This is a genomic window from Streptococcus sp. A22, assembly GCF_043674215.1.
Taxonomy (GTDB): domain Bacteria; phylum Bacillota; class Bacilli; order Lactobacillales; family Streptococcaceae; genus Streptococcus; species Streptococcus suis_V.
Genome location: NZ_JBIMJQ010000008.1, coordinates 1 through 21,474 on the forward strand (window position 1 = coordinate 1; position 21,474 = coordinate 21,474).

Below are 21,474 nucleotides of genomic sequence, written 5' to 3' on the forward strand. Positions count from 1 at the left end.
TTCTGTTTGGGCTAGCCCAGACAGCTTAACCTCTGGATCTCTAGTTATCAATGAACTTGTTGCACTTGACTTGACAAATTGGGATATTTATTTTTTTGTTAAAAGTAACAAAAAACTCTCCTGTCAGTTTTGACAATAGAGTCTATCTCCTACAGATGCGATTGGTTAAGAGGGAGGACGTTTCCAATCACATCATAAGAAGCTTAATATAATCAAGAGGAGAGGCCCTCAGCAGATAGGGCTGACTGCCTCTACTCAATGATCCCCATGCTAAGATGGGAAGTTGTTGCCTAGTCTTCGCGACGACGGCGTTTGCCTGCAAGGCCAAGGGCTGCAACCAGCATTGCTGCTCCGAGAACACCTGCTTCTGATGAAGATTCACCAGTGTTTGGCAATTGTCCAGCTGAAAATGGTTGTGCTGGAGTGTCGGCACCTGGGTTGTTACCGCCTGGGTTGTTATCGCCACCATTTGGTCCACCTGGCTTATCATCAGTGCCTGGCTCACCTGGTTGACCATCATCCTTAACTGGTACATAAGGAATATGTGTATCTTCACCTGGATTGCTTGGAACCGGTGGAATGAAGCCTTTAGATGGATCTTCTGGATTTACTGGTTTCAACGGCTCATTCGTACCTGGATCAACCGGAACACAACCTGGAACGTGTGGAATAACTGGGACATCGCCACCTTCACCTGGTAATGTTGAATCTGCAGGAACAGTCATCGCACGGAAGCCAGTTGTGCCATCCGCAGCTGCTTCGCCTGTCGTTGCTGATCCAGCCAGCTCTTCTTTTTTATTAACGATTGAGAAAGCAAGGATGTTTGTGCTGTTTTGACCTTCAACGATAGTCTTGGTAACAGTCGTCAATTGGCCATCCGCAAGTTCATAGCCTGAGCTTACTTATGAAGGATCGATTGTGTAAGAAACTTCTGTGCTCGCTACTGCTTCCGTAGTTGGTACAGAGGCATTCATTACTTGACCAACCTTGTAAGACGTATTTATCTCAATATCTGTTTGGACAACCTTGTAAGCAATTTGAGCTGTACGTACTACGACAGGGGCAACCTCTTCCACAACTGGGGCAGGTTCTACAACTGTAGTTTCGCAACAGTTGGTACTGCTGATGTCGCTTCAACTACAGGTTCCGCAGTCACTTCTGCTGGTACTGATTCAACAACTGAATCAGGTGTCACTGTGTCAGTTGTAGCTGGTTCAGCCACTGGAGTTTCTGCTGTAGCTGTTACAAGCTCAGCGTTGGTTGCAGCAGAGTCTACTTTGCTGAAGCTGTCTCTGCACCCGCAACGGTCGCAAGAGCCACACCCAGCAAGACACTGGCTACACCGAAATGGTACTTACGAATAGAGAATCTCTGCTTCGTTGCGTATCAATCGAATGATTTTTTTCGTTTCATAAAAAAACATCCTCCTAATTTATTTACAGGAGAATGGATGTTTGGACATCTAAACTATGCACTTATTCCAGTATAACCTGCCCCTCATTTTTTTCAAGCAATATGACTGAAATTTTCTTATTTTTATGTAATGGTTTATAAAAACTAAAAGACAAGCCCAACGGACTTGTCTAGGAAGGAGAATCAACTAATTTAAACTTTTGAGGAAGAAAGGAACATCCTTGTAGGTCAGGCGCTTGTGGCCGTAAGCGATTTTATCAGCTTCCTTTAATTCCTTGCAGACATGGCTAGCAGTTTCCCTAGTCGTAGCCGCCAGGCGGGCAATCTCTTGGATGCTAATGTCAAACGGTAATTCCTCCAAGGACTCTCGCCGACACATGTCCCAGTAAAGTAAGGCTAAGACCTGAACCACTCGACTACTGGCCTTTGACACCATGGCATTGCGCAAACGCAGCTCCTGAAAACGCAGGATATTGGACAATTTTCTATTGATATAGACCAATTGCCTCGGATTGCGCATGGAATACTTTTCATAAAGAGCCATAGGAATAATAAAGAACTCCAAGTCCGTGATGGCAATGGCCGTATAATGGTAGGTCTTGTCCTGAAACATATCTCCAAAAGGAAATGAACCGCCCTGCCGAATGTAATCCAGGTAGCTGTAAGTGTCCGTCTCATCATACTGCTCAATCCGCGCATAACCCTTGCCGATGACAAAGAGATAGTCACGCTTGTCTTCCGCATAGAAAATGACCTGACCCTTGGGAATCCTCCGAAAACGGATTTCCTTAGCCAGCTGATCAAAATGCTCCACGGACAGCTGATTAAAGCTTGGATGGTTTTTCAGGTACATATACTGGTCAGTTGTAATCATGGCACTCCTCATCCTATTTCTCTACGGCTATTGAACATCCACGTGGTGACACCGGTGTCATTTAGCTTAATTTTTAGCAATCCCTATATTCATTATATCAAAATAATCTTCATTTTGAAAAGGAATACACAAAAAGCAAGCAGGATTGAAACCCGCTTGCTATCAAGCGTAAGGAGCTTATTAAACTTCTTTGCGCTTAATTGAAACAGCTGTACCCAGTGATACCAAACCACCCAAACTGATAAGGAGAGCTGTCAAGTCAGATTGACCAGTGTTTGGCAATGTTTTCTCTTCCTTGCTAGCTAGAGCTGTCAAGTCAGATTGACCAGTATTTGGCAATGTTTTCTCTTCCTTGCTAGCTAGAGTTGGCTTTGGTTCTGTGGTTGGGTCTATGATTGGGTCGGTTGGTCGAGTTGGTTTTTGTTCTGGTTCTGGTTTTGGATCAGTTGGGTCTTCTGGGGTTGGCTTAGGAGTTTGGTCTGACGGTGAAGTTTCTTCCTCAATTGGAGCTGGCTCTTCTTTCTCGATAAATTGCTTACGACCATCGATTTGAGCAGTGATTTTCTGACCAGCTTTTTCCAAGTCTGAGAGGTATTCAACAAAGACTTCTGTATCTGGATTGATGGCCCCAATCAATTTTGCTTCCTTGAAGATAGAGAAATCATCGCCACCACCAAAGAGGAAGTCGTTGATAACCAGGGTATAGGTCTTAGCTGGGTCCAATTCTTGCCCATCAGCTGTGTAGGCTTTGACAACCTTGTATGGCACTTCATCTGTAGGATTATCCGCATGGGTGTAGGTATATTTCAAGCCAGAGATTTGCAAGAAATATTTTTCCGTGTCATCATACTGCTCATTGAGGGCAGTATAGATTTGCTCACCAGTCATTTCCACCACTTGCAAGATGTTACCAAATGGCTGAACAGCCTGTGCAGCACCCCACGTCACTGTACCATCTTCTTGAACAGCCAGGTCTGCACGGATACCACCGTTGTTTGTAAAGGCGAAATCAACATTGTAGCCAGATTTTCTAGCGATTTCCAGCTGGGCAGTTGTCACCAGATTTCCGACTGCACTTTCTTTGAATTTATTAACTTCACGAGAAATGGCTGTTGTAGACGCCGCAGTCGCAATTTTCTTGTCTGTCACTTGTTTGACGATGGTATTTGCCTCATCGACAATGGCCTGGATGGTTGCGGACGGTGTTTTTTGGTCAGGTGCTACTGCCTTGATAGTCGCCGTTGGAATAGCCACAAAGTCTGCGATGTCTGTCTCATAAATAGCACGAACATCCGCAAAGGCCTTACCTTGTGAAGTTGCTTGGACAATCAAGGTATTGCCCGCTGTGCCATTTACTGCGACATGGTTGTGACCCGCAAAGACAAGGTCCACTGAGTTTTCTGGGTAGAGGCTATTGAGTTTTTCCAGCATATCCGCTGCTGCACCAGCTGCCACACCTTCCTTACTTGTAGCAGGAACGTGGGCAAGAACAACAATCGCCTTGACACCTTGGTCGTTCAATTCCTTAGAATATTTGGCAATGGTTTCTGCCTCGTCAAGGAAGTCATATTGTTCGTAGTTTGCCTTCAAGACAAGGTTTGGAATTTCTGTTGTTACCACACCGATAAAGCCGATATTGGCAACTTTATCATTAACAGGAATGGTCTTGATAGCATATGGTTTCCAGCCAAATGGAATTTCGCCTGTTGCCTTATCTACCACGTTTGCGATGACAATTTCCTGCGTAGAAGCCTGGCGGTCATAACTATCCACGATTGGGTTGAATTTTCCAGCTTCTGGGGCCTGACCAGTCACGATACGGTCGAATTCTGCCAAACCTTCGTCAAACTCGTGGTTACCCAAGGTTCCGTATTCAACGCCAATTTCATTGAAGACTTTGACAGTTGGCTCATCCTGCAAGAGGCCTGAGTTGGCTGGACTGGCACCAACCATATCACCAGCCTGAACACGGATAGATTCCGCTGGAATTTCTTTAGCTGTTGCTTCTGCTTCAAATTCTACTTGAGCATCATCCATGTAGGTATCTAGCAAGGCCGCTGTACCAGCGTTACGGACAGTTTCCCCCTCCAAACGAGCTGTACCAGTTGTATCCAATGCACCGTGGAAATCGTTGACACCCATGATTTGCACAGCCAACTCATCTGCCAGGGTGGTTTGCGTAGCTGCCACACTAAAACCAGCTACCAAGGCCAAGATACTAGACTTCAAACGAATATTCTTCATCAGAATGACTCCTTGTTCTTATATTATTTTTATATAATTATCATAATCCTATTCTCAGCAAAAGGCAAGATAAAACAACGTTTTTTATAAAAATAACGATAAATGTTCGCTTTATGTGAAATTGTAGTGAAAAAATCAGAAATATTATGAAAATGGAGGTGAATTTCTTATTTCATTCGATATTTTGTTTCTAGGAGCATAAACTATCATACAACAAAAAACAAGCAGGTTTCCCCACTTGTTCTGTCTGTTATTTAGCCGCTTTATAAAGCTCGTTTACTTTGTCCCAGTTAATGACTTCAAAGAATGCTTTGATGTAGTTTGGACGAACGTTGCGGTAGTTGAGGTAGTAGGCATGTTCCCAAACATCCAAGGCCAAGATTGGCTTCAAACCTTGCATGATCGGTGTATCTTGGTTGGCTGTTGAAATAACTTCCAACTTGCCTTCTTTGTTAACAACCAAGAAAGCCCAACCTGAACCAAAACGAGTTGTTGCTGCAGTTGTGAAAGCTTCTTTGAAGTCATCAAATGAACCAAATGTTGCATCGATGTCCGCTGCCAATTCTGCTGAAATTTCTGTTTTTTCTGGCGAAAGCAATTCCCAGAAAAGCGCGTGGTTGAGGTGACCACCACCATTGTTGATCAAAGCTTGACGGATGTCCGCTGGAATAGACTCAACATCTGAAAGAAGAGCTTCCAAGTCTTCACCGATTTCAGGATGCTTCTCAAGCGCTGCATTGGCATTTGCCACATAAGTCGCATGGTGCTTGTCATGGTGAAGCGTCATTGTCTCTGCATCAATGTGTGGCTCCAAAGCGTCGTAAGCGTAAGGTAGGTCTGGTAAAATAATTGCCATAATCGAATTCTCCTATCAATTTGATAGTTTTATTTTACCGCTTTCTGGCAGCCTTTTCAATTTATTTGTCTGAAAATCACGACGTAGCGATTTTGAGCAGAGTGAGACAGTATATTAGATAGTAAAACATCAATAACTATTTTCTACCCGTTATTACAATTGTGATGGCGGGAGATAGGGACTGCTTCTACAATCCCCTTTAATTATTTTTGAAAGTACGGTGATGCCTATGCACATAGCCAATAAAATCCTATTAGAAATGAGTAACAACTTTTGTCCACAGCAGAGGCTTTGCAAGTGATGCTAGAGTTTGGCGGTTTTACCATCAACCTATTAACACTTGTCATAGCGCTAAACCTGCTTACAGATAAAAAGAAATAACCGTCTTAAACGGATTTTCGCAGGAGTTAGTTGGAGCTAACTCCTTTTATATTTTTATTATAACTTATGACTTCTTTTTTTCAAGTTTTATCATCTCCATTGCCTCAAATCAACTCGTAGCGATTTTAAGCAGGGCCAAGTCAAACAGGTAATCCTTGTCCATGACTCCAGTCTTTATCTGGTAATCCGTCTCAATCAGCAAGCGCACCACCTTCTTGAGAAAGCCTACCGACAGATGCCTTGAGTCACGCAGGGCAAACTTAATCTGATAAGGATTGACCTTGCGCCCCGAAATCTCAGACAATTCCGCCACCATCTGCTGCTCACTCCGCCCCTGCTCCTGCATGATTTGCACCTGCAGATAGGTTCGAAACTGGGTCAGCATAATCGCAATCAGTTTAATCTCATCCTCCCCTTGCAGGCGTAAGTCCCGCACCAGGCTCCTTGCCTCATCCATCTTAGACTGGAGGACCAGCTGGGTCAGGTCGAAAATATTATCCTGCAGGGTCTTAGGAATAGCCGCATCAATGTCCTCCTGTGAAATCTGCTCCTGCCCCTTATAGGATTGGAGAAAGACTAGATTTTTACTGACTTCAGCAAATTCAAAATTGGATTTGACCAAGAGATAGTGATAGGTCTGGGCATCTAGATTGAGCCCCAGGCGACCAATTTCTTTCTGAAAATGAGCCTTCAAATCATTATCCTTGAGAGGATTGGCCTCCAGAATCAGTCCATCTCGTTTGAGAATTTTCACCAAACGGCGCTTGCTATCTAGCTTACCAGGGGCTAGGATGACCAAACGCGTCGTCTCAACCGGATTTTCCAAATACCCCTCAAAAAGCTTGAGCTCATCATCCGTCAAATAGCGCTTTTTATCAGACGTAATATCCGCAAAATAATCCAAAATGACCACTTTCTCATCCGAGAAAAAGGGTAGGGACACCAAATCTAAATCCACCTGGCTGTAATCCGCCTCAGACATATCAAAATAAGCATAGGTCAAGTCCGCCGGATCAAACTCCAACTGTTGCAGCAGGCGGTCCTTGGCTATCTGGTATTGACCCACGTCCTCACCGCAGAGCACCGTCAGTAAGCCCAATTTATCTTTTTTTACTGTTTCAATCTGTTCAATAACTGTCATAGGAATATTATACCATGTAGATGAAAAAGGAGGCTTACTTAGCCCCCTCGATATCATATTTACTATCTAGACCCTCGTCGGCCACCAGCACGCACCCTCCGGCGTTTTTTCTTGATGCGTGAAATGATAAAAAGGAGCACCAACAGACCAAAGAAAATTCCCAGTCCCAAGAGGATATAAGGCATTAGCGGAGAGGAAATGAGGGAACTAGTCGTTTCAAGAACCGTATCTACCATAGGTTTTTCTTCGACAATGTCCACTCCCTTACTTGAATCAATAGAATTTGCAAGCAAGACCTTATTATTTTCAATAGTCAGACTTGGCTCTTCCCCCTCCTTAACCAAACCGGTCAAGGGCTGTTCAATACGGATTTCCTCACCATTTACAGTGTGTTTCCCAGGTTCAAGAACCGTAGCCTGTTTATAGTCTGCGAAGCTTTTTTCCAAGAGGCCATTGACATAATAATGACGAACAAATTCACCCTCTGGATCGCCCCACTCGCTCGCTCCTAGAACTACCGTAATCAGGCGGGTATCACCCCGTTTAGCAGTGACAATCGAATTGTAACCAGCACTTGGGCTAGAGCCCGTTTTCAGACCGTCTACCCCTTCAATTCCCATAGGATCACCAGGCAGAGAGTGGTTATAGGCCTCAAACGATTCCTCATTCGGAGTACCTTCTTTGACTGTCACCTTGGTCGCATTTGTGAATTCCAGAACCTCTGGGTGGCGTTTAATCATATGATAGCCAAGAATAGCCAAATCCTTAGCGGTTGATTCATTGGCCAGGCTTTGATCAACTCCCTCCGGAGCATATAAACCTTCATAGGCCTCTGTAATAGCCCCCGTCGCGTTGTAAAATACCGTATTCTTCATTCCCAGAGCCTGGGCCGTATCATTCATCAATGTAAGGAATCCAGCGTCATCCCCTTCAAAAATCAAATGTGCCAACATCAGTGTCGCCACATTGGACGAGGGAACCAGGGTCATAGTCAGCAACTCTCTGACTTTGTAACTAACACCTGCAAGGATATTATTATTACTCAAGGCATAGATTTGGGCAATAGCCTGGTCTTGCTCTGTCGCAACCACTTCTGTGTCTAGGGTAATTTTTCCCTGACTAATGGCTTCTAGAGTCAAATACACCACCATTACCTTGCTCGTGCTTGCTGGATCGCGCACTAAATCTCCATTGTCGTCCCATAAAATCTGACCATTGTCTGCATTGATAACAATAGAGCTCTTTGGCGCAGTCTCTTCACTAGCTGGATAACCTGCCGCCTTGGCAATGTCTACAATTGACTCTGCAGCCAAAACAGACTGTAGGGGGGTGAAGCACCAACAAACCAACAATACTAAACTAATAACCTTTTTCATGATTCCTCCGTCTCGAATTTACCCTTACTAGTATAGCATAGAAAAGCCTCATTTGTAAAAAGAGGTGAAAAAAACTCACTTGAATTATGCTGAACAAGTGAGTTTTGGAAAAGGGGCTAGCTCATTTAAGCAATTTGAACATAGCGACGATTTCCACTATAGGCAATATAGGATAACCAGGTTTTACCGTCTTCTTTCACCACACGGTCGTAATTGATGCTTTCACCGGCTGCGAAGGTGTAAAGAGCTGGGCTCGTAGATTTTGCTGCGTTTCGGACAACTGCTCCCTTGGTAAAACGGTAGGTTCCTTTTGCTGGCAATGGCTGAACAGAGACATTTGTAGCACCACTGTTAGCTTGATTAGCTTGGACAGTTTGTTTCTTCTGATAATCTCCCCCTGGAATATCGTAATATTCCTCAAGAGTCAGACCAGATTGGTAAATATCCTTGGCTTCCTTACCAACGTAACGGAGATGCCATGGCTCAGACATATAGCCTGTCACTGCTTCTTTTCCTGGTAGGTAGCGAACAACGAAGCCGTACTTGTGGGCATTGTCCTTGAGCCACTGCTCTGCTCTGCTATTTGTCAATAAAGCGCCTGAAGCATCTGTCAGGTCAAAGGCTAAACCAGTCTGGTGCTCACTGTGACCTGGGCGAGCTGAGTAATGATCCGCCGCAGCCTGCCCATCACGTTGAACATAGTTCAGATAGAGAGTCTGCTGGGTCTCATAGCTACGGAAGCCACTGTAGGCCTTGCCAACGTTGAATCCTTGGCGGATCATGTCATTGCGCAAGTTCTGATAAGCGTTACGAGCAGTCGGATTCTCACCTGGGTTATAGGTGGAAGCCAGTCCATGCTGTTTATTGACAATGATAACTGGACCGTACTTGCCATCAACGCTGTAGTATTGACCGTTGAAGGTAAGCTTGGCTTGATTTGCCTGTGTCTCAGTCGAAAGATTTGAAACTGCTGGTTTGTCAGCCTTATCAGTCAGCTTAGCCACTGGGATATAAGAACGACCGCCGCTGAAGGAAATGTAGCTCAACCACTGATGATTATCGGCGGTGATAACCTTGTCATAGTTGACCTTCATGCCCTTGTTGTAAAAGGCAACATCTGGACTGGTCATTTTGGCTTCGCGTTTTACTCCAACACGCTCAGTAAAGGTGTAGGTGCCTTGCGGAGCTAGCTTGAGAGACGCTTCTGCGGTTTCAGTTTGGGTTGTTGCTGGGGTGACAGTTGGTTTGTCTGGTTTTGGACTTTCAACAGTTCCAGGTGCAACCTTAGCCACTGGAATATAAGAACGACCGCCGCTGAAGGAAATGTAGCTTAGCCACTGATGATTATCGGCGGTGATAACTTTATCGTAGTTAACTTTCATACCCTTATCATAGAAGGCTACATCTGGGCTAGACAATTTGGCTTCACGTTTAACACCCACACGCTCGGTAAAGGTGTAGCTACCTTGTGCTGCCAATTTGAGAGACGCTTCTGAGGTTTCAGTTTGGGATGTTACTGGGGTGACAGTTGGTTTGTCTGGTTTTGGACTTTCAACAGGTTTGTGAACGGTTGGAGTGGTTACAGGTGCAACCTTAGCCACTGGAATATAATAACGACCGCCGCTGAAGGAAATGTAGCTCAACCACTGATGATTATCGGCGGTGATAATCTTGTCATAATTGACCTTCATGCCCTTGTCGTAAAAGGCAACATCTGGACTGGTCATTTTGGCTTCACGTTTGATACCTACACGCTCGGTAAAGGTGTAGCTACCTTGAGGAGCTAATTTGAGAGACGCTTCTGCGGTTTCAGTTTGGGTTGTTGGTGGAGTTTGAACCACCGGAGTGACTGGTGTAGCGACTTTTGAAATGGCAATGTAACGACGAGTTCCATTGTAAGAAACATAAGAAATCCAATTATGGTCATCCGCTACCAGTGTTGAATCGTAATTGACTTTCTCACCTTTTTGATAAAAATATTCCGCTGGGCTACTCATTTTAGGCTGATTGCGGATAGGCATATCTTGAGTAAAACGATAAGTACCAGCTTTAGGGAGTTCTGATACAGGTGTGGCAGTTTCAGCAGGTTTGTGAACGGTTGGAGTGCTTACAGGTGCAACTTTAGCCACTGGAATATAAGAACGGCCGCCACCGAAGGAAATGTAACTCAACCACTGATGACTGTCAGCGGTGATGACCTTGTCATAGTTGACCTTCATACCCTTATCATAAAAAGCAACATCTGGACTGGTCATTTTGGCTTCGCGTTTGACACCTACACGCTCGGTAAAGGTGTAGCTACCTTGAGGAGCTAATTTGAGGGAAGTCTCTGCGGTTTGAGTTTGGTTGGTTGCCGGAGTTTCAACAGGCTTATCAGTAACTAATGTAGTCGTTGGTTCTGTTTTTGTTAGCTTATTGATAGGGGCGTAACGACGAGTACCACTGAAGGAAACATAGGAAATCCACTGATAATCATCCGCTGTCATAACCTTATCATAGATGACCTTTTGCCCCTTATCATAATAAAATTGATCCGGGCTAGCGATAGCAGGTTCATTTTTGATTCCAGTCTTTTCAGTAAATGTATAAGTCCCTTGCTTAGGAATTTCTGGTACTGGAACAGTCGGAACCTCAGTCATAGTAGCCTCTGTCTGTGTCCCTAGGCTACTTGTAGTCACGCTGGCACTTGTAGTCTCCGAAATAGTTTCAACTAACTCTCTAGTCACAATCGGAGGACTAACAAGAACTGGATTTTCTTCACTAGGCGTCGTTGACTGAATCTCATCAGCAGTTGCAATTTGGCTAGACATAAAAGAAAGGGTTGCAAGCAAGACAGAAGCTGCACCAACAGAATATTTGCGAATGGAGAAACGATTCTCTTGCTTAGTGTACCAACGTTTATTCATTTTTCTAATCCTCCTTTGTAATTATTTTTACTTACATATATTTTTATTATAACATAGGTTTTGTAAAAATAAAAACAAAAACGTAATATTTCGAAATATTTTTGTAACATTTGTCATAATCAGACCATTACCAAATATCCCTTCACCTATCAATTCGCAAAATTTCTCAAAAAATCTGGAAAATGTTAAATTTTTTATAAAAAAATAGAAAGTGACCCAAAAATCACTTTCTACATTTATCTATTTACCTAAAACAGCAGACGCCAAGGCCTTTTGAATAGCAATGACGGACTTGTCGCTCTTAAATTGCAGAGTCTCTGCTGGCTCTGCTGCTGAAGAAATCCATATTTTCAACTCCGCATCTAGGTCAAAATGACCGGAGGTTTCAACCGTAAATCGTGAAATCGAACGATAGGGAATGGACTTGTAGGAAACCTTCTTACCTGACATTCCTTGTTTGTCCACCAGAATCAAGCGATACTCGGTAAAGACAATTAGGTCGCGAACCAAACTAAAGGCCATTTCTACCTGTTCCGCATCCAAAAGGATATCTGCCAACTCTTGCTCTACCTTGTCATTATTCATCTGCGAGGCATTGCCCATCAAACCTGAAAACAAACCCATGTGTTTACTCCTTTTTTACTTTTCCTTATTTTACCGAAAAATGTGGAATAAAAAAAGCAAAAACCCCAGAAGAGTTTTTGCTGCTGTCAAACTTAGTAAACATCACGACGATAGCCAACAGTCACCACAAGTACAACCAATTCATCATCAATAATATCACAAATAACCCGATACCAGCAATCAGCGGTCCACTGGTCATATAGTCCACCAATTGCGGGAAAAATGGTTTGTCCGTCAAATGGTCATAGTGGGCGACAATCAAGTCTTCCGTCGCCGTCATCATTTTCAAATCAGAAATGGTAAAGCCACGGTGCTCGATGCGGGAAATCATCTGCCCCACCAGCCCATGCTGGACAGCGTCTGGTTTAATAATGAAAAATGTACGTTCCATAAATTACCTCCATTTTACAGGTGTCAGAGGGACAAAACCTCAATCTGATTTCCGCCCAAAAGAATTAAGTATGAGTCCACTCGGTCAATCGCATAGGCCTGTCTCAAGCTGGCAGCGTAGAGGGCCATTTGTTGCCGGTAACGTTCTCGTAATTGTTCCGGATGCTTGTATTTATCGGTCTTGTAATCAAACAGAACGATATGGTCCTCATAAAGGATGTAGCCGTCAATAATTCCACGCAGGACAAATTCCTCTTTAGAAGTTGCATCTTTTTGGATACTGGCAAAAGGTGCCTCTCGGTGTAGCTTGTCAGTATTGGACAAGATTTCCCGTCCCAAATCTGTATCAAAAAAGTCCAAAATCTTCTGAGTATCAATCCTGTCCTTGACAGCCTGATCAGCCTGCACACGGGCAAGAGCTTCTTTAACCGTATCCTCTGTCACCAGCCATGATAAATCAATAGCCTGCATGAGCTCATGGATGGCAGACCCCATATCAGCACCCGTCACCTGCTTGTGTTTAGTGAAATTCGGTAAGCTAAAGGAATGCTCTGTCTGTCTCGGTTCAATCACATCCAGGGCCTCATCAGATAAGACCGGCTCATAGAGTTTTTTAATCTGACTTGGCGTCCGCAAGGTCGGCAAATCAATAGCTGGCTTGTAGCGCTGATTGAGCTCTTCGACACCTTTTAGTTGCTTGATAGTATCTGAAATAGCTTTAGACTGTCGCTGGTCTTTGCCCCCAGGATTGGTCTGCTTGTCAGGCATTTCCAACTTATCCTCATCAGTAAATACCAAATCAGTGTCTTTTATAAAGCGCTTCTTGAAATGCAGGTCTTGGTCTGGAAAGGCCGCCTCAATGGCTAGCACCCAGTCTTGGAAAGAGGTCATGCTCTCTCTGCTGGCCCTTGCAAGAACGCCATCTTGACGCTTGCCATCGTAGCGAGTAGCTAATTTTTCCTGACTGCCCTTGCCCACTAGATAGAGTTTTTTCTCCGCACGGGTCATGGCTACATAGAGCAAGCGCATTTGCTCCGATAGGTTGGCAATTTTCAGCTCCTGGCTATTTATCTGATAGGGAAAGGTGTCCATTTGCACGCGCACATGCGGGAGCGGCGTATCAAACTGGTCTTTCATATCTGCGATAAACTGGATGCCCAGGCCATTTTCCCGACTGAGAATATAAGGCGCCCGACTTTCCATGGTATTGAACTTCTTGTCCATATTCATGAGAAAGACATACTGGAACTCCAAGCCCTTGGACTTATGGACCGTCATGAGCTGGACAGCCTCCTTGGGAACAACCACTTCTACCTCGGCCAGGTCATTGTCGCTGGCTAGGACCTTATCAATCATGCTGATGAAGCGTGACAAGCCCTTAAATCCTGTCTTTTCAAACTGATTGGCCCGCAAGCCCAGGGCATAAAGATTGGCCTGCCGCTTCTGACCATTGGGCAGAGCACCCACATAATCATAGTAAAAGCGGTCATTGAAAATCTTCCAAATCAGGTCGTGAATGGAATGAAGCTTGGCAAATTTTCTCCAGTCTGACAAGACGGCATCAAACTTCTGAACTTTTTCCAGTAAATCCTGCTCAATCAAGTCTGCATTCTCCGATTGACCCGATAGAGCCAGCTGAATCTTGTCGTAGAAAAATCCAGACTCTGACTGGAGAGCCAGACGAGCCAACTGGTCCTCATCAAATGCGAACATAGGGGATTTGAGCAGGGCTACCAGGGCATAATCATTGAGTGGCTGGTTAATGGTCCGCAGGGTATCCAGCATGACCATGACCTCCAGCGACTTGAGATAGGAAGCCATACCACCATCCGCTACCAAGGGGATACCATGCTTTTCAAAACTGGTCAAGATAGCATCGTTGCGGGTCCGACTTGGCACCAGTAGCGTAATCTTTGAAAAAGCTACTCCTTCCTGCTTATGCAGGCGAATGATTTCCTTGGCCACCAGCTCCACCTCGCCAGCTGTAAAGGATTGCTCCTCCTGCTCCTCGTCAGATATATCCGTATTGTAAATCAAATACTCCATCTCATTATTGGGCAGGATGAGTTCTTGTTTCCCTTGCTCCTCACTACCAGCAACCAGGCTATGGGTCTCATCATACTTGATTTGCCCCACTTCCTTGTCCATGAGGCGCGTGAAAATAGCATTGGTCGCATCGATGACCTCTACCCGGCTACGGAAATTTTCCTTGAGCAGGATCAGTTTGCCAGCCTCTGGATTGGCCTGGTAGAGCTCGAACTTATCTTGGAAAATCTGAGGATCCGCCTGACGGAAACGGTAGATGGACTGCTTGATATCTCCCACCATAAAGCGATTGTGCCCATTTGACAAGAGGTCCAACATCCGCTCCTGGGTGTGGTTGTTATCCTGATACTCGTCCACCATGACCTCATGGTACTTTTCTTGGAAATGCTGGCGAATCTGCGCATTGCTTTCTAAAATACCGATGGCTAAATGGCTGATATCAGAAAACTCAAAAGCATTTTCCTGCATCTTGGCCTGCAAATATTGATAAGAGAAATCGCAAACAAATTCCTGCAAAATCCTCATAAGTGGCAAGACATGGGGCTGGTAGGCAAAAATTGTCTCTAAAAACTGGAGATTCTGCAAGTGGGATTTGAGCTGCTTAAAGATAGGGTGCTTGACCCCAGCCACTGTGACATCGCTGGACGAAGGGAGGATGTCCACTAATTTGCCAGTCAATTCCAGCAGGCGGGCCGCATCCATATTCCTGTCAAATTCCTGGGCCCATTCGCGCAGACTTTGGAAAATCAATTGGTGCTTCTTGTAGGCCGCCGTATCCTCTCCCTTGGCTGTTTTTTGCTTGTAATCCGGCAAATCAGTCAAGTCCTGCAAGTCATCAGCAGCCTGAAGCATGGCTGCTAGCAAACCTGTTAGGCTAGAGCTAGGCAGGCTCTCCCAGTCCTTATAAACTTGATAGCCCTTGAGCAAATTTTGCCGCAGCCACTTGTCTGGTGCGCTAGTTGCCTGGCTAAAGTCATAGATCTGGTAGACCAATTCCCGAAAATTCTTATTATCCTTGCGGTTGCCGGAGAAATTCCGAACCAATTGCTCAAACGACTTGCCATCTTTTCCAGACAGATAATCTGCAAAGAGATCACCGAACACTTCATTTTTCAGCAAATCCTGCTCATTCTTATCTGTCATTATACGGAAATTGGGCGCCACGCCCAGCTCATAGCCATAAATCGTGACCAATTTCTGGGTAAAAGAGTCCATGGTTCCGATATCCGCATTGCCCAATTCAGCCAATTGAGCCGTCAAATGCCTGCGAATGTCCTCATCCACCGTCTCTTTGATTTCCGTGTTGAGCCTTTTCTCAATCCGCTCCTTCAATTCACCGGCCGCCTTGACCGTGAAGGTGGAGATAAAGAGCTGGTCGATATGGACACCCCGTTTGAGCTTGTCCAAAATCCGCTCGACCATGACAAAGGTTTTTCCTGAGCCCGCTGATGCGGACACCAAAATATTCTGCCCATGGCTGTAAATGGCCTCAATCTGCTCTGGAGTTCGCTTCTGGTCTTTTTCGGAAGCCAGTTCCTGGGCCTGAATCTCTTTGATTTCTTCTTCGGTTAAAAATGCTTGAAAGCTCACGATTGGCTCCCTCCTTTCATTCGCTCTAACCAGTCTTCTCGCCTACCACCCTTGACCAAGACACGAGCCTGGCTCAGATGCCGGTCTGCTTCAAATCCGGTAATGGCCTTGAGCTGGTCACCTGCAACGGAACGTCCATCTTCTGTATAGGGATTGATGGCAAATTTCCCCTCTAAAATGCGGCTGGCTGCCTGGCGATACAATTTCTCATTATGGGCCATTAGAAGCCCTAATTCCTCGCGACTATAAAGACTGGACTTAGTCTTATGATAGAGCTGGCTGAGACGATTGCTCTCCTCTTCGATAAATAAGCCCTTATAAACCAAGGATTTGTATGCTTCGGCAAGAACCTGGTCCTGCCCCTTAGTATCGGCTAATTTGACAATGGGATCCAGCAAATGCAGATACATGGCCCCAAATACCTTATCTGTCTGCCCAGCATCCTTCATCTGACTAATGGCCGACAGATAGGTAATGAGCTGGGGACTAAGGCCATTGTAAAATCTGTCAATCTTAAAGCTATTGGCACTGGACTTGTAGTCAACCACACCCAAAGCCTGGTCTGATAGCAGCTGATCCAGGCGGTCAATCTTACCGATAATTTGTAGCTTACGACCACCTTCTAGTTCTAAATGGGCTTGCTCGTTCTGACCAAACACTGCTTCATTGGCCAAGACTCGCACAGGATTATCGCCTCTTAAAACGAGGGAACTTGCACGCGCTACGTCCAACAAAATTTGCTCCGAATAACGACTATCGGCATTCTCACCGTATAGGGCCTGGAAATCCTTTTCCTGACGGGTTGCTGCAATGGCCTGCTCCAACTTTTCATCGAAGAAGGCACTGCTGTGGTCCATGGTCACGCGCTCAAAAATCCGATGGAGGAAATTCCCATGGCTACGAGCATCCGGTCGAATAGAATCCTGCTCCTTCAAACGCAGGACATGCTTAATGAAAAAGAGGTATTCATTCTTGTAGAAGTCCGTCAAACTAGACACCGACAACCTCAAGGGCTGGTCAACTGGATAGAGGGTTGCCAGAGTTTTCTTGGCCAGCTTCTGACTGCGCAATTGACTGGAAATTGTCGGAATGGTAACGCCCTTTTGCTTTAACTTCTTATCAAGATAACGGACAGCCGCCGACCAAAAGTTCTTGATATCAGTATCCTCTTCTGTAGCCAATTCCTCAGGATTGAGCTTAATTACTTGGGATAGGAGACCATTAAAATGCCCGACATCCGTTGGCAGAAGGGTCTTCCTCCGACCTTTTTCAATGGATTTCACACCCAAGCCCGTCAATAGCTTCAGATAAGGAGAGACTAATTCCTGACCTTCATTGTACAATTGCGGAGCTGATAAGACCAGATGCTCAGTCGCCGAATGCAGCAAGGACATAAAGGTAGCATGGTTTTTCTTGCCATTTTCCCGACTAGGAATGTGGAACTGGGATAGGGAGTCCGAACGTTCATTCATCCTGGCCTTCTCCTCGTCGGTCAAAATACCTGTATTCTTGGCAACTTTTGGGAAATTCGACTGGCTCAACCCCAGGGCATAGACATACTTGGCCGTATGCGGTTCAATCAAATCATAGGACTTGACAGACACTACATCCACCGTTGCTGGGACGGTCCGGTAATGACTAGATTGCATACCCGCCTTGAGTAGGGAAAGGAAATCCTCGACCGACAGGGTTTCCTTAGCAAACAAGTGTTGAAAAACTTCCAGAATATGGCAGAAAGCCTTCCAAACCTCTTCCTCTTTTTCAATTTGCAGCTGGCTCAATCCCTCTGACAAGGCAACCATATTTTCAGCCAAGTTGATGCGACGGGCAAACTCCATGAATTTTTCTAGAAGGGATTGGCCTGACTGCGGACGAGCCTTGAAAAACTGTGTCAGAGGTGCCATAATGCTCTCTCGTAGCTGGTTCAAAACCTCCAAATCATAATTCGCTCTGCTATTGACCGTAAAATCACGAGAAAACTTAGCCTGGCCCTTGAGATCCGCAAAGGTAATATAAGCGTGGAAGCGGTCCAGTTGCCCCTGCTCCAGCTGGCCATAGAGACCAGATTTCAGCAAGTTAATCAGGTCCTCCGCCCGAAAATTATAGCGTTTTAGACGCTCCAGGGACTCCACAAAATGCACCAGCGGATGGTGGCTCATTTCCTCAGCCCTGCCAAAATAGTGGGGGATTTCATATTTATCAAAAATCTTGCCAATCTGAAGTTGGTAGCTATCCATATCACCTAGCAGGACTAGGATATCCTTATAGCGAGTCCCCTCAAACAATCTTTTACGAATGGAACGAGCAACCGCTTCAACCTCCTCCTTTTGATTGGTAGCCTCCCAGATTTCAATAGCTGACAAATCCTCTTCAGTCAGCTCATAGGCAGGTTTGGAATAATCAAACTGGCTTTCAATATTTTTGGAGAGTTTTGCAAGGGATGGCCTCGGAACATCGCCATCATCCCTTGTCAACTTGCCTTGATCAACTCCGTCCATGAAAATGGGCTTGGTCTGGTAGCTAAAAGCCAAGTGACGGAGAAATTCAACACTGGCTTGAAAAACATTCCCCTCAAGATGAGTTTCCTGGTAGGCTTTTTTGCTGGCATAGCTGGCAATGTGTATTTCCGCTACACGCCCATGAAGGCTGGCAATTAGGGCTTCCTCTTCAGCTGAAAAACGCGTAAAACCGTCCACAATCAGGACCACCTGGCTGAGCTGGTCATCCAATTGACCTGACTCTACTTTCCATCTGAATTGCGCCAACTTGGTCTCATTTTCATAATCCTCGTCCATGAGAACGTCCTGCAAGGCTGACAAAATCTTGATAATATCTGCCTGCTTGGCAGAAGTCTCCAGATTTTCCAAGGCAGAAAGGGGCATGTTGGAGGTTTGCAATTCCTTGTAAAGATTGACCACCTGCTCAATAAATGCCGGGTCCTTCTTCAAGCGGCCATAGACCTGCAAATCACCATCTTCAAACTGTGCTAAAACTCGATAGACCATCATGGACAAGCCCAAATCATCCAACGCTTTTTTGCTGTTCTCTTCATGGTAGATAAAATAACGGGCCATTTGCGCAAAGCGGGTCACCAGGATTGATAAACTAGCCTTTCTCGGCAGGTAGGATAGGACCTTTTTTTCCTTTTCAAAGGACAAGGAGTTGGGCGCAATGTAAAATACCCGTTGAACCCGATGGGACTCTTCCAGTGCTAAAGCGGTCAACTTCTTGGTAATATCATTGCTGATGTCTGAATAATATAACTTCATGGTTTCCTCACACAATTCTGGCGTCTATGAACTGTTCTTTATAATCTGGACTCACAAGTAAGGTACATTTAGGTAAGAGATAGTTTTTTGATAATTAGGACCGTTTTTTGAAGGAATACTGACTGTATTTCTAATAAACTAACGATGAGTAGTAGAAAACTAGCCTTAGCTAAAAGTGCCGAACTGTGAATACAGGTTCTTTTTCCATTATACCAAAAAAAGCCCACCTCAAGGGTGGGCAAGGGCATCGTTTCCGATGAGGTTAGAAGGTTCACAGCATCTAACCAAGGTCCGCTCCTGCGTCTCAATTAAGAACCTATATTCACAAGTAAGGTACATTTAGGTAAGAGATAGTTTTTTGATAATCAAGGCAGTTTTTGAAGGAGTACTGACTGTATTTCTAAAAAAACTAACGATGAGTAGCAAGAAACTAGCCTTAGATACATGTGCCGAGCTGTGAATATAGGTTCTACATGAAGACCTCCCTAGCGTCGAATGTGACAAAGTCACTACTCGGCTCATCGCATGGTATTATTTTAGCAGATTTTCAGAAAAATGCAAGGCATTCATTCTGGATATACTTGGACCCCTCGCGAATGGATAGACCCGCCATCTGACTTCTGTGCTGAGCAATAAATGCCCTGACCCATTCTGGATTCGTCTTGGAATAATCCCGCAGAGCCCAACCAATCGCCTTATTGATGAAAAATTCTTTCTGATTGAGATTGTTTATCAGGATTTTTTCTAACAAATCCGTATCAGTCTTGTCCTTCCTCAACAACTGGTGGTCAATGGCCAATCGTCTCAGCCAGAAATCCTCATGGACACTCCAATCCAGCATGACCTGACTAGCTTTTGGATGGTCCAGGATAATCTTTCCAACCAACTTGTCCAGACCGTCCACCGTATCCCACCAGGACTTGGTCTGGGCCAACTCTTTGAGCTTGGGTAAATCCTCCAGCTGCAAGTCCTATTTCTTGGTCACCAGGTAGTCAATAGCCACATACTGGAATTCCCGATAAGGCTGATTCCAACAGGCTTGGACAAAATCCCAGTCAAGGCCCACCGATTGACATTCCTTAAAAAATTCCTTGGCTGTCTGCCGGCGAACCTGGGCCCGAACACCTAAAAATCGAAAATGGTCCTTCATATAGGCCTCCATGGCTGGAACCTGATTAGGGTCCGCGACTGCTCGCAGGCGTTTTTCTAATTCCTCAATCTTCATTCACTGTCCTCGACCAAACTCTTCTGCAACCAGATAATATCGTGCCATTTGTCAAACTTATAGCCAACTTTTTTGAAATGAGCCACCTGCTCATAGCCCCGCTTTTCATGAAGGGCAATTGAAGCAGGATTGGGCAGGGCGATACAGGCCAGGAAATTCTTAAATCCTCTAGCAATTAACTCCTCCTCCAGGCGGTCATAGAGCAAACTTCCGATGCCCTTCCCTCTAGCAGACTGGTCCAGATAGACGGATAATTCCACTGTCCAATCATAGGCTGCCCTAGCATAGTAGGTCCCTGCGTAGGCATAGCCCACAATCCTTCCCCCTTCTTCTGCGATAAGATAGGGAAATTTTTCTCGGACCTTGCGGATACGGGCCTCAAACTCACTGACTGTCGGCACCTGGGTCTCGAAGGTAATGGCTGTCTGCTCGACATAGGGAGCGTAGATGGCCACCAGGGCTCCCGAATCTGCAATCTCTGCGTTCCGAATGGTAATCATTATTGCTCCAAAAGCTCACGATCGTAGATAGTGTAGTCGCAGCGGTAGATAATCAGTCGCTTGCCGTCAATGAGGAGCTCGGATGTCTTGGGCGCATCGGACGCATAGAGAGAGACCTTATCACCAGCATAGGTAGCCAGAGGGGTGCCGTTCTGCGAGCGGATGAGGACCACTTTTTCCTTGCCAGTAAACTCGTTTTTGAGGCGGTTGACCATGCGGTTGACCAGGGGAATATTTCGACCCGTCTCATCAATGTCGACTGTGTCCTGGAACTTGGAAAAAACGTCCTCCAGCCCTTCTTCTGCTGCAATCAGCGATGAGCCTACGTGGTCGATCTCGTACTTGCCGAGGGTGACTTTCAAAACAGACGAATCCGCATTGGAAAAGCCTTCGGCATCAACAGAATCAAAGTCAGGATTCCGCGAAATCGATAGGGACTTACCAGACATTTCATCGATTAGCTGGGAATTTTCATCGAAAGTGCGGACTGTCATTTCCAGACCAATCCATTCTTCCTTGGCATTCTTGAACCAATTGGAAACCGACTGACAGGCAGACAGGCTAACCAGGCTAAGTACCAAAACGGCAGTCAAGGCCAACTTCTGTTTCAATTTCATAAACAACCTCCTAGGTTTGATA

General features: G+C 45.3%; 16 protein-coding genes and 2 pseudogenes. 1 reads left to right on the top strand and 17 read right to left on the bottom strand.

The annotated features are described in order from the left end of the window. Positions 1-290: 290 nt before the first annotated feature. The 7 genes and pseudogenes from ACHBHN_RS04615 to sodA all read right to left on the bottom strand — a co-directional run bounded on the left by ACHBHN_RS04615 (position 291) and on the right by sodA (position 5,387). Complete coding sequence (locus tag ACHBHN_RS04615) at positions 291-869, bottom strand: LPXTG cell wall anchor domain-containing protein (protein ID WP_330835977.1); 579 nt, start codon at positions 867-869, stop codon at positions 291-293. 33 nt (positions 870-902) lie between these two features. Beyond that, positions 903-1,076, bottom strand: a complete 174-nt coding sequence (locus ACHBHN_RS04620; protein WP_161943368.1) for a hypothetical protein — start codon at positions 1,074-1,076, stop codon at positions 903-905. Positions 1,077-1,090: 14 nt separating this feature from the next. Continuing rightward, positions 1,091-1,222, bottom strand: coding sequence for a hypothetical protein (locus ACHBHN_RS04625; protein WP_269088497.1), 132 nt, complete (start codon positions 1,220-1,222; stop codon positions 1,091-1,093). A 50-nt stretch (positions 1,223-1,272) separates the two neighbouring features. Further along, positions 1,273-1,377 (bottom strand): annotated as a pseudogene (locus tag ACHBHN_RS04630) (YSIRK-type signal peptide-containing protein); the annotation flags it as partial. A 223-nt stretch (positions 1,378-1,600) separates the two neighbouring features. Then, positions 1,601-2,287: a Crp/Fnr family transcriptional regulator gene (locus tag ACHBHN_RS04635; RefSeq protein WP_105122804.1), complete on the bottom strand. Its 687-nt coding sequence runs from the start codon at positions 2,285-2,287 to the stop codon at positions 1,601-1,603. A gap of 180 nt (positions 2,288-2,467) precedes the next feature. After that, positions 2,468-4,534, bottom strand: a complete 2,067-nt coding sequence (locus ACHBHN_RS04640) for a 5'-nucleotidase C-terminal domain-containing protein (RefSeq protein ID WP_394733740.1) — start codon at positions 4,532-4,534, stop codon at positions 2,468-2,470. A 247-nt stretch (positions 4,535-4,781) separates the two neighbouring features. Beyond that, the gene (sodA, locus tag ACHBHN_RS04645) at positions 4,782-5,387 is read right to left on the bottom strand and encodes a superoxide dismutase SodA (RefSeq protein ID WP_105160439.1); all 606 of its coding nucleotides are present in this window, start codon (positions 5,385-5,387) and stop codon (positions 4,782-4,784) included. Between the two features lie 273 nt (positions 5,388-5,660). On the opposite strand from sodA, the gene ACHBHN_RS04650 reads away from it, so the two are divergent. Continuing rightward, positions 5,661-5,768, top strand: a complete 108-nt coding sequence (locus ACHBHN_RS04650) for a putative holin-like toxin (RefSeq protein WP_209306925.1) — start codon at positions 5,661-5,663, stop codon at positions 5,766-5,768. Between the two features lie 109 nt (positions 5,769-5,877). On the opposite strand, the gene holA is transcribed toward ACHBHN_RS04650, so the two are convergent. From holA to ACHBHN_RS04700, 10 genes and pseudogenes are all read right to left on the bottom strand, one after another. Further along, positions 5,878-6,909, bottom strand: coding sequence for a DNA polymerase III subunit delta (holA, locus tag ACHBHN_RS04655; protein ID WP_105122801.1), 1,032 nt, complete (start codon positions 6,907-6,909; stop codon positions 5,878-5,880). Between the two features lie 62 nt (positions 6,910-6,971). Beyond that, positions 6,972-8,285, bottom strand: coding sequence for a serine hydrolase (locus ACHBHN_RS04660; protein WP_105122800.1), 1,314 nt, complete (start codon positions 8,283-8,285; stop codon positions 6,972-6,974). 125 nt (positions 8,286-8,410) lie between these two features. After that, a complete protein-coding gene (gene ldcB / locus ACHBHN_RS04665; protein ID WP_394733700.1) occupies positions 8,411-11,191 on the bottom strand; it encodes an LD-carboxypeptidase LdcB/DacB in 2,781 nt (926 codons plus the stop codon). Between the two features lie 240 nt (positions 11,192-11,431). Then, positions 11,432-11,815 (bottom strand): PH domain-containing protein, encoded by a 384-nt coding sequence (locus tag ACHBHN_RS04670; protein ID WP_024397275.1) that lies wholly within the window; start codon positions 11,813-11,815, stop codon positions 11,432-11,434. Between the two features lie 121 nt (positions 11,816-11,936). Then, the gene (locus ACHBHN_RS04675) at positions 11,937-12,206 is read right to left on the bottom strand and encodes a nucleoside-diphosphate kinase (RefSeq protein ID WP_394733701.1); all 270 of its coding nucleotides are present in this window, start codon (positions 12,204-12,206) and stop codon (positions 11,937-11,939) included. Between the two features lie 23 nt (positions 12,207-12,229). Next, positions 12,230-15,841: a helicase-exonuclease AddAB subunit AddA gene (gene addA / locus ACHBHN_RS04680; RefSeq protein ID WP_394733702.1), complete on the bottom strand. Its 3,612-nt coding sequence runs from the start codon at positions 15,839-15,841 to the stop codon at positions 12,230-12,232. Next, positions 15,838-19,110, bottom strand: coding sequence for an ATP-dependent nuclease subunit B (rexB, locus tag ACHBHN_RS04685; protein WP_394733703.1), 3,273 nt, complete (start codon positions 19,108-19,110; stop codon positions 15,838-15,840). The genes addA and rexB overlap by 4 nt, the downstream gene beginning before the upstream one ends. A gap of 547 nt (positions 19,111-19,657) precedes the next feature. Then, positions 19,658-20,335, bottom strand: a pseudogene (locus ACHBHN_RS04690) (DNA alkylation repair protein). After that, positions 20,332-20,835 (bottom strand): GNAT family N-acetyltransferase, encoded by a 504-nt coding sequence (locus ACHBHN_RS04695; RefSeq protein ID WP_105122796.1) that lies wholly within the window; start codon positions 20,833-20,835, stop codon positions 20,332-20,334. Before ACHBHN_RS04695 ends, ACHBHN_RS04690 begins: the two are co-directional and overlap by 4 nt. Further along, positions 20,835-21,452 carry a DUF5052 family protein gene (locus ACHBHN_RS04700; RefSeq protein ID WP_105122795.1) on the bottom strand — a complete coding sequence of 206 codons (618 nt, stop codon included), beginning with the start codon at positions 21,450-21,452 and terminating at the stop codon, positions 20,835-20,837. The genes ACHBHN_RS04695 and ACHBHN_RS04700 overlap by 1 nt, the downstream gene beginning before the upstream one ends. Positions 21,453-21,474 lie beyond the last annotated feature (22 nt).

What these genes read in the sequence shown, in the direction of transcription:
- ACHBHN_RS04670 (WP_024397275.1), bottom strand. Translation starts at nt 11,815, where the DNA reads ATGGGTTTGTTTTCAGGTTTGATGGGCAATGCCTCGCAGATGAATAAT.
- holA (WP_105122801.1), bottom strand. Translation starts at nt 6,909, where the DNA reads ATGACAGTTATTGAACAGATTGAAACAGTAAAAAAAGATAAATTGGGC.
- rexB (WP_394733703.1), bottom strand. Translation starts at nt 19,110, where the DNA reads ATGAAGTTATATTATTCAGACATCAGCAATGATATTACCAAGAAGTTG.
- ACHBHN_RS04660 (WP_105122800.1), bottom strand. Translation starts at nt 8,285, where the DNA reads ATGAAAAAGGTTATTAGTTTAGTATTGTTGGTTTGTTGGTGCTTCACC.
- ldcB (WP_394733700.1), bottom strand. Translation starts at nt 11,191, where the DNA reads ATGAATAAACGTTGGTACACTAAGCAAGAGAATCGTTTCTCCATTCGC.
- ACHBHN_RS04635 (WP_105122804.1), bottom strand. Translation starts at nt 2,287, where the DNA reads ATGATTACAACTGACCAGTATATGTACCTGAAAAACCATCCAAGCTTT.
- sodA (WP_105160439.1), bottom strand. Translation starts at nt 5,387, where the DNA reads ATGGCAATTATTTTACCAGACCTACCTTACGCTTACGACGCTTTGGAG.
- ACHBHN_RS04700 (WP_105122795.1), bottom strand. Translation starts at nt 21,452, where the DNA reads ATGAAATTGAAACAGAAGTTGGCCTTGACTGCCGTTTTGGTACTTAGC.
- ACHBHN_RS04695 (WP_105122796.1), bottom strand. Translation starts at nt 20,835, where the DNA reads ATGATTACCATTCGGAACGCAGAGATTGCAGATTCGGGAGCCCTGGTG.
- ACHBHN_RS04675 (WP_394733701.1), bottom strand. Translation starts at nt 12,206, where the DNA reads ATGGAACGTACATTTTTCATTATTAAACCAGACGCTGTCCAGCATGGG.